General features: G+C 63.6%; 9 protein-coding genes. 1 reads left to right on the top strand and 8 read right to left on the bottom strand.

What is annotated here, in order from left to right; all coding sequences use genetic code 11:
- Positions 1 to 74: 74 nt before the first annotated feature.
- The 8 genes from AAEO81_RS12915 to AAEO81_RS12880 all read right to left on the bottom strand — a co-directional run bounded on the left by AAEO81_RS12915 (position 75) and on the right by AAEO81_RS12880 (position 10,807).
- The gene (locus AAEO81_RS12915; RefSeq protein WP_341958274.1) at positions 75 to 1,037 is read right to left on the bottom strand and encodes an IS110 family transposase; all 963 of its coding nucleotides are present in this window, start codon (positions 1,035 to 1,037) and stop codon (positions 75 to 77) included.
- Between the two features lie 349 nt (positions 1,038 to 1,386).
- A complete protein-coding gene (locus AAEO81_RS12910; RefSeq protein ID WP_341963995.1) occupies positions 1,387 to 2,076 on the bottom strand; it encodes a response regulator in 690 nt (229 codons plus the stop codon).
- 219 nt (positions 2,077 to 2,295) lie between these two features.
- Positions 2,296 to 4,953, bottom strand: a complete 2,658-nt coding sequence (locus AAEO81_RS12905) for a sensor histidine kinase KdpD (RefSeq protein ID WP_341963994.1) — start codon at positions 4,951 to 4,953, stop codon at positions 2,296 to 2,298.
- Between the two features lie 194 nt (positions 4,954 to 5,147).
- Positions 5,148 to 5,705 (bottom strand): potassium-transporting ATPase subunit KdpC, encoded by a 558-nt coding sequence (gene kdpC, locus AAEO81_RS12900; protein ID WP_341964528.1) that lies wholly within the window; start codon positions 5,703 to 5,705, stop codon positions 5,148 to 5,150.
- A 70-nt stretch (positions 5,706 to 5,775) separates the two neighbouring features.
- Positions 5,776 to 7,836 (bottom strand): potassium-transporting ATPase subunit KdpB, encoded by a 2,061-nt coding sequence (gene kdpB, locus AAEO81_RS12895; RefSeq protein ID WP_341963993.1) that lies wholly within the window; start codon positions 7,834 to 7,836, stop codon positions 5,776 to 5,778.
- Positions 7,837 to 7,846: 10 nt separating this feature from the next.
- Positions 7,847 to 9,541, bottom strand: coding sequence for a potassium-transporting ATPase subunit KdpA (gene kdpA, locus AAEO81_RS12890; RefSeq protein WP_341963992.1), 1,695 nt, complete (start codon positions 9,539 to 9,541; stop codon positions 7,847 to 7,849).
- Positions 9,542 to 9,546: 5 nt separating this feature from the next.
- Positions 9,547 to 9,642 (bottom strand): K(+)-transporting ATPase subunit F, encoded by a 96-nt coding sequence (gene kdpF, locus AAEO81_RS12885; protein ID WP_037009437.1) that lies wholly within the window; start codon positions 9,640 to 9,642, stop codon positions 9,547 to 9,549.
- 205 nt (positions 9,643 to 9,847) lie between these two features.
- A complete protein-coding gene (locus AAEO81_RS12880; protein ID WP_341963991.1) occupies positions 9,848 to 10,807 on the bottom strand; it encodes a 2-oxoglutarate and iron-dependent oxygenase domain-containing protein in 960 nt (319 codons plus the stop codon).
- A gap of 353 nt (positions 10,808 to 11,160) precedes the next feature.
- On the opposite strand from AAEO81_RS12880, the gene AAEO81_RS12875 reads away from it, so the two are divergent.
- Entirely contained in the window at positions 11,161 to 12,348 is a 1,188-nt protein-coding gene (locus AAEO81_RS12875) for an alpha-hydroxy acid oxidase (protein WP_166595202.1), read from the top strand.
- Position 12,349: the final 1 nt, after the last annotated feature.

The raw sequence follows: 12,349 nt of genomic DNA, 5'->3' as shown, positions 1-12,349 counted from the left end.
AACCTCCGGCATCTCCCACAGGTTCAGCGATGGAAGAGGATTTGGCCTGCACCCCCGATCCCTTGTAGGAGATTCTATGTTTGGGGGGCAACCCCCAAACGTTTCGTAGAGTCGTACTCTTCCCGTTTCTTCATCAGCGAGAAGGCCACCCCTGCGAGCTTCCTGCTCAATATCGTCAACGCTTCAGTTCTGGCTTTCCCCTCGCCTATTTTCTTCTCGTAATACGGTTTCCATGTCGCCGATCGGCAGGCGGCCATTGAAGCGTTGTAGCCTAGCCGGCGTACCTCGGGGTCGCCTTTCTTGCTTAGCCGGCGGCGACCGGATTTGTTCCCGGAATCCGACACCCGCAAATCCAGCCCCAGATAGGCGATGTACGCATCTACGTTTTTGAATTCGCCTCGAAGGAATGCCGCAAACAGCGCTGTGGCGGTCAGGAACCCGACGCCTTCGATGCCCTGGCAACGTTTGACCTGATCCATTTCACCGGACTTGATCAGCACTTGCTTGAGCTGTTTCTCGATATCTTTGATCAGATGGCTGAAGCGACGCATCAACTTCTCGAACCCCTTCCTGAGGTCTTTTTCATCCTTCCAGCCTTGGCGCAGTGACGTCTGGCTATTGACCAGCGAGGCCCTGCGATGCAGCAGATGCTTGAGCTGGGTGTGCAACTGGGGTGGCGGGCTCCACTGACGCAGCTCGTCACCTTCCTTTTCCAGATAGCGAGCCAGCAGATGTGCATCGCACGCATCTGTTTTGGCGCGCTTGCCCAGACTTTCTCGATATTTGCTTACGCGTGCCGCATCGACGACAAACACCAGGTGCCCCATGTCATGGGCCATTTCCACTAGGTCCAGATGGTAGGTATTGGTCGCCTCGAGGGCGATGGCACTGCCTTGAGGCAATGTCTTGAGCCAGTGGTGAATCGAAGTTCGCTCATTGACCAAACAATGAGTTTTATCCACACCACGCTGAGCGGTGACAAGTTCCGCCATCGCCACATCGACACCCACAATCGCCGCTGCATCAAGGATTGCCATGTCACACCCTCCGAGTTAGGGTTGAAGAGCTTGCTGGGGGTTCACCGTAAGCGCTGGCTTGCTTCTATCGTCGGTCCAGGCCGATGCATTCCATATCGGCGCTTGTAGGTGACAGGGTGGGGCTGGAAGTCTCCCAACGGTCTGTACTGGCTAGAGTCAGATTCGGCTTTCCGTCCCTCCCACCCCATCAAGTCTAAACATACAAGCCGGCTTGCTGGCGAAAGCGTTCGGTCAGCCCATTTATCTCTGACCGGTCCACCGCATTCGCCAGCAAGCCGGCTCCCACAGTCCAAGGTCATGTCCGGAACCTGAGTGGCCTCCACGAAAAGGGTGCGGTCCCGAGCAAACATTAGCCCCCCACCAACCGATACCCCACCCCCGCCTCGGTCAGGATGAACCGGGGTGCAGCGGGGTCATCCGCCAGTTTCTGCCTCAAGTGCCCGACGACGATGCGCAGGTAATGGGTGTCTTCCACATGGGTCGGGCCCCAGATGTCCTTGAGCAATTGCTGCTGGGTGATGACCCGCCCCGGATGCCGCGCGAGTTGTGCCAACACCGCGTATTCCTTTTTGGTCAGAGCGACTTCGTTGCCGTCCAGGAGCACCCGCCGATACGCAAGGTCCACGGTCAGCTGGCCGATCACCAGCGCCGAGTCGGCCTGCCCGGTGTCCGGTGCCTGCCGCAACAATGCGCGAATCCGCGCCAGAAACTCCTGAATTCCGAACGGTTTGGTCACGTAATCGTTGGCCCCGGCGTCGAGCGCGCGGACCTTTTCAGCCTCGCTGGCGCGCACGGACAGCACCAGCACCGGCACGGTCGACCATTCGCGAAACTGGCTCAGCACGTCTTGTCCGTCGATGTCCGGCAAACCGAGGTCGAGCACCAGCAGATCCGGCTTGTTCAGCGCCGCCTGGGTGAGGCCTTCGGTGCCGGTTCCGGCTTCGATCACGGTGTAGCCTTGTGAGGCGAGGCTGATGCGCAGGAATTTGCGGATCTGCGGTTCGTCGTCGATCACCAGAATGGTTGCGGTCTGGCTCATGGTTTTCCTGTCACGTTGTCACCCTTGGCCTGTAGCAGAGCACGACCCTGTAGGAGCGAATTCATTCGCGAGACGGCTCCACAGACGACCCATTTGTATCGAATGTACCGGCCTCTCGCGAATGAATTCGCTCCTACAGACTCATGTGCCATGCCGACAAGCCCGTCCATTCCACGTATGTGGGCGTGTTGTCGCCAACAAGCGTAACCCATTGCCGGCTCAAACAACCTGCTCCACGTCCGCCTGCGGCTGGGCCTGCAACGGCAGGTGCAGCGAGATGCAGGTGCCGCGTCCGTCGATGCCCTCGCCGACGCTGATCCGCCCGCCATGGGCACCGACCATGCCCTGACAGATAGCCAGCCCCAGCCCGGTGCCCTGCCCGCCGCGATCCCCCCGGGCGGCGGTGTAGAACATGTCGAAAATCTTCGCCCGCTCGGCTTCCGGAATCCCCGGCCCTTCGTCGCTGACCGCAAAGGTCAGCTCATCGCTCGACGCGGCGACCCGAATCTGCAGGCGGCCCTGGCTCGGCGAGAAGCGCGCGGCGTTTTCCACCACGTTGATCAGCGCTTGTTCGATCAGCGCCGCGTGCACGTACAGCAGCGGCAGTTCGGCGGAGAGTTCCGTGCTGACCTGCAACGGCGCCAGCACCGCACGCAAGCGGTTGAGGGTGCTGCCGACGATGTCTCCCGGCGAGACCCAGTCCCGCGCCAGTTTCAGCGCGCCGTGGCCCAGTCGGGTCATGTCCAGCAGGTTCTGGATGTAGCGGTCCAGCCGCTCGGCCTCGTCGCGAGTGCCTTCCAACAGCTCGCGGCGGTCGTTCATCGGAATCGCCTCGCCCAGCGCCAACAGGCTGTCGATGCTGCCGCGCATCGCGGTCAGCGGGGTGCGCAGGTCGTGGGACACCGAGGCCAGCAAGGCGCTGCGCAATTGTTCGGTTTCGCCGTGAAGACGCGCGGCTTCCAGGTCTTCGGCCAGTCGCGCACGGGCCAAGGCTTGCCCGAGCGGCTGACTCAACGCCGTCAACAATCGCCGACGCTGGGCGCTGAACGTCTGCCCCGGACGCGCCCGAACGCCGAGCAGCGCCAGCGGCGCCTCATCGACCCACAACGGCAGCCACCACCACTCACCCGACGGCAGCGTGCCGGTGCCTCGGCCTGCGGGCTGGCCGTGTTGCCAGGCCCAGTCGGCGGCGGCGCGTTCGAACTCGGAAAACTCCAGCGCGCCGCCGACCTCGACCTTCCAGCCTTGATCACCGTCCCGGTCGAGCATGCAGACGCTCAGCTCTTTCCAGCCCGCCAGGTGATGGTCGGCGGCGCTGAGCACGGCTTGCCGGTCGGTCGCAGCGGTGAGGCGTTTCGACAGGTCGAGCAACTCGCTGGTCTCTTCCTGGGTGTCGCGCAACGCCTGCAATTGGCGACGCTGGCGGGCGGCGAGATTGCCGGTCAGCGCGGCCATCATCAGGAAGAACAGCAGGGTCAGCACGTCTTCTTCGCGCTGAATGCTCAGGGAGAAATTCGGCGGGATGAACAGAAAGTCATAGGCCAGAAACGACAGCACCGAACAAACCATCGCCGGGCCCACGGTGCTGCGCACCGCCACCAGCAACACCGCTGCGAGAAACACCAGTGAGATGTTCGGCAAGGCCAAGACACTGGACACCGCCCAGGCCAGCGCACTGGCGCAGATCGTCGCCAGCACGGCCAACAGATAGTCGAATCCGCTAAGCGTGCGGGGCGTGGTGGAGTGCGGCTGATCCGGACGTGCTTCGCTGTCGAGCACGTTGATTTCCAGGCCGTGGGCGTTACGCAGCAGACGCGACGCCAGCCCACCGCCGAACACCCGCCGACGCAATAAAGGCCGCGACTGCCCCACCAGCACCAGACTGGCGCGGCGTTCGGCGGCGTGCTGGATCAGGGTTTTCGCCACCTCCGGGGCCCGCAGGACCACGACTTCGCCGCCCAACCGTTCCACCAGCTGCTGCGCGCTTTGCAGGCGGCTGCGCGCCAGTTCGTCGAAAAACCGGCCATTGTCGACGTGCACCAGCGTCCACGGCAGATGCCTGCGCTGAGCCACGCGGCTGGCGTGTCGCACGAGACGCTCGGCCTGGGCATCGCCATCGACCCCCACCAGCAAGCGTCCACGAACGGCAGGCGCCGACTGGCCCAATTGCCGATAACCCAGCGCCAGATCGTTATCGACCTGGGCCGCTGCGGTTTGCATCGCCAGTTCGCGCAGGGCGGTGAGGTTGGTCTGGGTGAAGAACGCGTCGATGGCGGCCCGCGCCTGCTCCGGCACGTAGACCTTGCCGTCGCGCAGCCGCTCCAGCAGTTCTCGCGGCGGCAGGTCGATCAGCACCAATTCGTAGGCTTCCTGCAGCACCCAGTCCGGCAGGGTTTCGCGGACCTGCACGCCCGTGATGCCGCGCACCTGATCATTGAGGCTTTCGAGGTGTTGCACGTTGACCGTGGTGTAGACGTCGATCCCCGCCGATAGCAGCTCTTGAATGTCCTGCCAGCGTTTGGCGTGGCGGCTGCCCGGCGCGTTGCTGTGGGCCAGTTCATCCACCAGCACCAGCTTTGGCCGGGCCGCGAGCAGGCCGTCGAGGTCCATTTCTTCCAGCACCACGCCCCGGTATTCCGAGCGCAGCATGGGCAGTTGTGGCAGGCCGCCGAGCAGCGCTTCGGTTTCGGCGCGGCCATGGGTTTCGACCACTCCGGCCAACAACGACACCCCTTGGCGCAGTTGCGTGTGCGCGGCCTGCAACATGGCGAAGGTCTTGCCCACGCCGGGAGCAGCGCCGAGAAACACCTTCAAGCGGCCACGGTCATCCCGAGGAAGCGTGGCCAGCAAGGCATCGGCGCGGGTGTCTGAGTTCACGGGGGGTTGTCCTGATGTAATAACGCGGTTCACGTTTTGTCCCTGTATCTTGCTACGCCTGATCGCTTTCGCCGTACGCATACCCTGTAGGAGTGAGCTTGCTCGCGATGCGTCGTGCCGTCATTGCAATTCCTACAGATACATCGCCATCGCGAGCAAGCTCACTCCTACAGGAGAAGGGCGGACGCATCCAGCTACTGGCCAACCCGCAGCTCACCCAAACGCTGGTTCAACGCCAGCACATTCACCACCGCCGGGCCAATCAACGGGCTTTCGGTGTTGGCGACAACCAGCCGCTGCACGGTCTCCCGAGACACATGCCGCGCCGCCGCCACCCGCGTCACTTGATAATCGGCAGCGGCTGGGGACAGATGAGGGTCGAGACCGCTGCCCGACGTGGTCAGCAGGTTCAACGGCACCGGCCCCTGCCCCTCCACCTGTTCTTTCGCCGCATCATCACTGATCCGGGTCGCCAGCGCAGGATTGCTCGGGGCCAGGTTACTCGCGCCGCTCGCCACCGTGGCATAAGCCCCGGCCGACGGACGCGGGTGAAACCATTCTTCGCCGGTAAAATTCTGCGCGATCAATTCCGAGCCGCGCACCTTGTCCTGATCGTCATACACCAGGCTGCCGTTGGCCTGTTCCGGGAACGCCACTTGCGCAACGCCCGTCACCACCAGCGGATAAGCCACGCCGGTGATCAGGGTCATCAGCACGATCAGGCTCACAGCGGGACGCACTATAGTCAACATCATTCATTCCTCAATCAAATCGGGTCGCGACGAGGCAGGACACGCCAACTCCGCCGCCGAAAAACAGCGCTTACACCAGATGCAGACCGGTCAACAGCAGGTCGATCGCCTTGATCCCCACGAACGGCACGAGAATCCCACCCAATCCATAGATCAACAGGTTGCGACGCAGCAGGTGCGCCGCACTCGCCGCCTGCACCCGCACCCCGCGCAAGGCCAGCGGAATCAGCACCACGATGATCAGCGCGTTGAACACGATGGCCGACAAAATCGCGCTCTGCGGGCTCGCCAAACCCATGATGTTGAGCACGCCTAATTGTGGGTAGATCGCCGCGAACAGCGCGGGCAGGATTGCGAAGTATTTGGCCACGTCGTTGGCGATGGAGAACGTGGTCAGCGCACCTCGGGTGACCAGCAATTCCTTGCCCACTTGCACCACGTCCAGCAGCTTGGTGGGGTCGCTGTCCAGATCGACCATGTTGGCCGCTTCCCGCGCCGCCTGGGTGCCGTCGTTCATCGCCATGCCGACGTCCGCCTGGGCCAGCGCCGGGGCGTCGTTGGCGCCGTCGCCGCACATCGCCACCAGACGCCCGTCGTTCTGTTCCTGACGAATGCGCTCCAGTTTTTTCTCCGGCGTGGCCTCGGCCAGCACGTCGTCTACCCCCGCTTCAGCAGCAATGGCGGCGGCGGTCAACGGGTTGTCGCCGGTGACCATGACCGTGCGAATCCCCAGTTTGCGCAGCTCGTCGAAACGCTCGCGGATGCCTGGCTTGACCACGTCCTTGAGGTGAATCGCGCCCAGCAGCGTGTGATCCACCGATACCAGCAGCGGCGTGCCCCCGGTCTTGGCGATCTTGTCGATCTCCCGCGCCAAGCTTTGCGGCAAGTCGGCGCGGTCACGGCCAATGAATGTCAGCAGCGAATCGACAGCGCCTTTGCGGTACACGCGGCCGTTGAAGTCCACCCCGGACAGCCGCGTTTCAGCGCTGAACGGCACGGCGGTCAACTGGCTCGGTGCTGGCTCGGCCATCGGGTGCAGGCCCCGCAGGTACTCGACAATCGACTTGCCCTCGGCAGTGTCGTCGGCCAGCGAGGCCAGCAGCGTGCCTTCGCTCAGCTCCTTGCCGCTCACGCCGGGCGCCGCATAGACCGCTGCGCAGCGACGATTACCGAAGGTGATGGTGCCGGTCTTGTCCAGCAGCAACACGTGCACGTCCCCCGCCGCTTCCACGGCCCGGCCGGATTTGGCGATGACGTTCAGGCGCACCAATCGGTCCATCCCCGCGATGCCGATGGCCGACAGCAAGCCGCCAATGGTGGTGGGAATCAGCGTTACCAGCAGCGCCACCAGAAACACCAACGGCAGGCTGCCCCCGGCGAAATGGGCGAAGGGTTGCAGGGTCACGACCACGAGCAGAAAGATCAGGGTCAGGCCGATCAGCAGGATGTCCAGTGCGACTTCGTTGGGGGTTTTCTGGCGTTTGGCGCCTTCCACCAACGCGATCATGCGGTCCAGCGTTGACTCGCCGGGGTTGGCGCTGATGCGCACCAGCAGCCAGTCCGAGACCAGCCGGGTGTTGCCGGTGACAGCGGAACGGTCGCCGCCGGACTCGCGAATCACCGGCGCAGACTCACCGGTGATCGCCGCTTCGTTGACCGCCGCGATGCCTTCGATGACCTCGCCGTCGCCGGGAATCAGCTCCCCCGCTTCGACGCGCACCACGTCGCCCTTGCGCAAGGTGCTGGCGTTGACCGTGATAAACGCGCCGTTCGCCCCTTGCAGGCGGGCTTTCAGGCCTTCGCTCCCGGCTTTCAGGCTGTCCGCCCTGGCCTTGCCACGGCCTTCGGCCAAGGCCTCGGCGAAGTTGGCGAACAGCACGGTGAACCACAGCCACACCGCAATCTGCACCGCGACGAAGGTCGGCACGGCCGGGTTGGGGATCAGGCACAGGATGGTGGTGAGGATCGCGGTCAGCTCGACCACCAGCATCACCGGCGCACGTTGCAGCTGGCGCGGGTCAAGTTTGACGAAGGCCTGAACCAGCGCCGGACGCCACAAGGCGGCGATGGCGGTTTTCGCAGGTTCGGCGGTGTGCTCGGGGTTCTTTGTCACAGGCGCATGCATGTTCATGATTCGGTCCTCAGAAGCCCAGACTCAAGTGTTCGGCAATCGGTCCCAACGCCAGGGTCGGCAGGAACGTCAGGCCCCCCACCAGCAAAATGGTCACGGTCAACAGGGTGACGAACAGCGGGCCGTGGGTCGGGAAGCTGTTCAGTCCAAGGGGCGCGGTCTTTTTCGCCGCCAGGCTACCGGCCAGCGCCAGCACCGGCAGGATGTAGCCGAAGCGGCCAATGAACATCGACAGGCTGAGCATCAGGTTGTGGAACAGGGTGTTGGCGCTGAACCCGCCGAACGCCGAACCGTTGTTCGCCGTGGCCGAGGTGTAGGTGTACAGCAGCTGGCTGAAGCCGTGGGCGCCGGGGTTGCTCACCGCTCCCGCAGGGCCGGGCAACGACGCCGCCAGCGCACCGAACACCAGCACACCGACGGGCATGACGATCAGGGTCGCCACCAGCAGTTTCACTTCTCGGGCCTGCAATTTCTTGCCGAGGTATTCCGGCGTGCGGCCAATCATCAATCCGGCGAGAAACACGGCGATCAGCACGTTCAGCAGCATCCCGTACAAGCCTGCGCCGACGCCGCCGAAGATCACTTCGCCGACCATCATGTTGGCCAGCGCGATCATGCCGGTCAGCGGGTTGAGGCTGTCGTGCATGCCGTTGACCGAACCATTGGAGGCCGCCGTCGTGGTGGTTGCCCACAGCACGGTGGCGGTGGTGCCGAAGCGGGTTTCCTTGCCTTCCATCGGCGCGGTCTGCTCGACCGAGGCCAGGTTCAGCGTCGGGTTGGGTTGGTATTCGGCCCACAACGCCGTGGCCCCGCCGATCAGGAACAGCACCAGCATGCAGGCCAGAATGGCGCGGCTCTGGCGCAGGTCTTTGACGTAATGGCCGAAGGTGAACACCAGCGCCACCGGGATCAAAATGATCGATGCCATCTCGAACAGGTTGCTCCACGCGGTGGGGTTCTCGAACGGGTGCGCGGAGTTGACGCCGAAGAAGCCGCCGCCGTTGGTGCCCAGTTGCTTGATCGCGATCTGGCTGGCGGCCGGGCCGAGGGGAATTGTCTGGTCGGCGCCTTGCAGCGTCACGGCATCGACGTAATGGGCGAAGGTTTGCGGCACGCCCTGCCAGACCAGAAACAGCGCCAGCACGATGCACAGCGGCAGCAGGCCGTAGAGCGTGGCGCGGGTCATGTCGGTCCAGAAGTTGCCGAGGTGCTGCGTCGAGCGACGGGCGATCCCGCGACAGAACGCAACCAGCACGGCAATGCCGGTGGCGGCGCTGACAAAGTTCTGCACCGTCAGGCCCGCCATCTGGCTCAGGTAGCTCAGGGACGATTCGCCGCTGTAGCTCTGCCAGTTGGTGTTGGTGACGAAACTCATTGCCGTGTTGAACGCCAACGACCACTCCATCCCCGGCAGGCCTTGCGGATTGAGGGGCAGCGCGCCCTGGAACAGCAAAATCGCGAACAGCACGACAAAGCCCGCCAGGTTGAACGCCAGCAGGGCCAGTGTGTAGGTTTTCCAGTTTTGCTCGACCGTGGGATCGACGCCGGACAGGCGATAACACACACGCTCCACCGGCCCCATCACCGGGCTCAGCCACGTGCGCTTGCCTTCCATGACCTTGTAATAGAAGCGGCCCAACAGCGGCGCGGGCAACAGCACCAGCGCGAAGAACGCCAGAATCAGCAGATAGTCATACCCGTGCATGGCCGTCACTCCTCGACCCGGCCGGCACGCAGCAGCGCCACCAGCAAATACACGAACAACCCTGCCGCCAACAGCAGAGACACCCCATCCAGAACGCTCATGAAAAACTCTCCGTCATACGGCGATTGCCGTGTGAGGGAATTGTCGGATCGGAGGGTGTAAAGGAACGAGATCGACGGGGCGCCAAACCCATAAAGAAAGCGTAAAGAGTCATGCGCAGACGGGATCGAGGCCCGTCAGCAGTGGCTCGTGCGCCGCGCGTGCGGCAGTGAGGCGGGTATGGGGCTTCGCCTTAATGAAAAGGCGTTATTGCGCCTTTTTTCGGTAGGCCATCGAATCATCGATCCGCTTCAATATATAGGCCCCGGCTGTCACCGGAGGGTATGACCCGGTGTCCACGCCCAAATCACAGGGATCGACCACCGCACTGAACGTCGGGTCGTAAAACGTCGCAATCGAATACCGTTCATGCCCGGACTTATTGATGACCCGGTGCAACGTCGAGCGGAAGCGGTCGTTGGACCAGCGCGCCAACAGATCCCCCACGTTCACCACCAGGCTGCCTTCGATCGGCGTCGCATCGATCCAGCTGTCAGTGGACAATTCACGCACTTGCAACCCGCCGCTGTTGTCCTGATACAACAACGTGATGCACCCGTAATCGGTGTGCGGCGCGACGCCGAACTGATCGGACTCTGCCATCGGGGGATGCGGCGGGTAATACACCATCTGCGTGCGCTGCAAACGCTTGCCGTATTTCGGCGAAAAAAACTCCGGCTCGATGCCCAGCCCCACCGCCACCGCTCGCAACAAATCCGCCCCCGCCCGACCCATCGCCTCGTAATAGGCGTCCAGCGCCAAGCGCAGTTCCGGCATGAAATCCGGCCACTGGTTCGGCCCGCGCAGCGCCTCCCCCGCCAGGACGCACGGATCGTCTTCCGGCAGCTCCAGCCCCATGCTGAAGAATTCCTTGAAATCCGGCTTGGTCGCCTCGTACATCAACGCCCCGCCCAACGCGTGCCAGCCGCGATGGCGTTTGTTCACCGCCACCTGGCGCTTCACTTCGGGCGGGAAGGCAAAGAAGGTTTTCGCCGCCGCCATCGCCGCATCGATCACCGCTTGCGGCACTCCGTGGTTAATGATGTAAAAAAACCCGGTTTCGCTACAGGCCTTGCGAATGGCCTCGCCGGCCCGATGCAGCGCGGCCTCGTCGCCTTCGTGTACACCGGCCATGTCGATCAGCGGGAGATTGGCAGTGACAGTCATGGGGGCTCCTGTGAAGGGGGAAATAGGGCTGTATAGACAGGAGGAAGCATTTTGTATGCCGCGCGCCGAATGCAGGGTTTGTAGGAGCGCGCTTGCCCGCGAATGGAGGGATCAGACACCACATCGATCTCTGACACACCACCATCGCGGGCAAGCGCGCTCCTACCGTCTGTGACGTGGCCGGTTTCGCAACGCCCCAACAGCGGGCACGCCAGGCCCATTCGGTGCAACTTTTGGTGACACCTTTCTCACCTCGTCTGAACCGAACGGCCCTGCCACGGGAGGGGCGCTGGCTAATCTCAACTGGCCTGCATCTTGCCTCAGCTGTCTATACAGCTCGTCCAAGGACTCCCATGCGTCGTTATCACACCGGTTCCGATTGCCTGCGCGCGCACAGCATTGCCGAACTGGCCGACATGGCCCGTCGGCGGCTGCCGCATTTCGCGTGGGAATACCTCAACGGCGGCGCTGAAGAAGAGCTGACCCTGGCCCGTAACCGTCAGGCCTTCGCGGACGTCAGTCTGTTGCCGCGCACGCTGGTGCCGTGGAAGACGCCCGACACACGCCGCACCCTGTTCGGCCGCGAACAACCGATGCCGATGGTGATCGCCCCCACCGGCTACAACGGCATGCTGCACCGCGACGCCGACATTCACTTGGCCCGGGCCGCCACCGAGCGCGGCCTGCCGTTCACCCTCAGCACCGTGTCGACCAGCTCGCTGGAGCAGATTGTCGCGGCCGTCCCGGACGTCAACCTGTGGTTTCAGCTCTACGCCATGAGCGACCCGCAAGTGCAGGAAGACTTGCTCGCACGGGCCGACGCCGTGGGCTGTCGCACGCTGCTGCTGACCACCGACGCCGTGCTGCTGGGCAATCGCGAATGGGACAAACGCAATTTCTCCCGGCCGCGCCAGTTGAGCCTGCGCAACAAGCTCGACGTGTTGCGCCGCCCGCGCTGGGTCCGGCAAACCCTCTGGCCCCACGGCATGCCAAGCATGGCCAACCTCGACCGCTACCTGCCCGCCGATCAGCGCAATGCCGCAGGGGCCGCGCATTTCATCGGCGCGAAGATGGAGAATCAGCTGAGCTGGGACTTCCTCGCCCGCCTGCGCGACCGCTGGCCTCATCGTCTGCTGCTCAAGGGCGTGATGCACCCGCAGGACGCCGAGCAGGCCGTGCAGCTGGGGCTGGACGGCATTGTCGTTACCAACCACGGCGGCCGACAGCTGGACGGCGTGCCCGCCAGCCTCGATTGCCTGCCCGCCATCGCGGACGTGGCCAAGGGCAAGTTGAGCATCCTGCTGGACAGCGGCATTCGTCGCGGCACCGACATTCTCAAGGCCTGCGCGTTGGGCGCCGATGCCGTGCTGCTGGGCCGCGCCACGTTGTATGGCGTGGCGGTAGGCGGTCAGGCCGGTGCCGGGCATGCGCTGGACCTGCTGAGCCGGGAACTGCACCTGGCCCTGACCCTGCTCGGCCAGCCCGACCTGAATCAATTGCGTGTGAGCCCGAAGGCTGACGCGACCTTTTCCGTGAGTTGAC

Source organism: Pseudomonas sp. RC10 (assembly GCF_038397775.1).
GTDB lineage: Bacteria > Pseudomonadota > Gammaproteobacteria > Pseudomonadales > Pseudomonadaceae > Aquipseudomonas > Aquipseudomonas bambusae.
The sequence above is the reverse complement of the archived record's forward strand: the minus strand, read 5'-3'. Positions and strand labels throughout refer to the sequence as shown.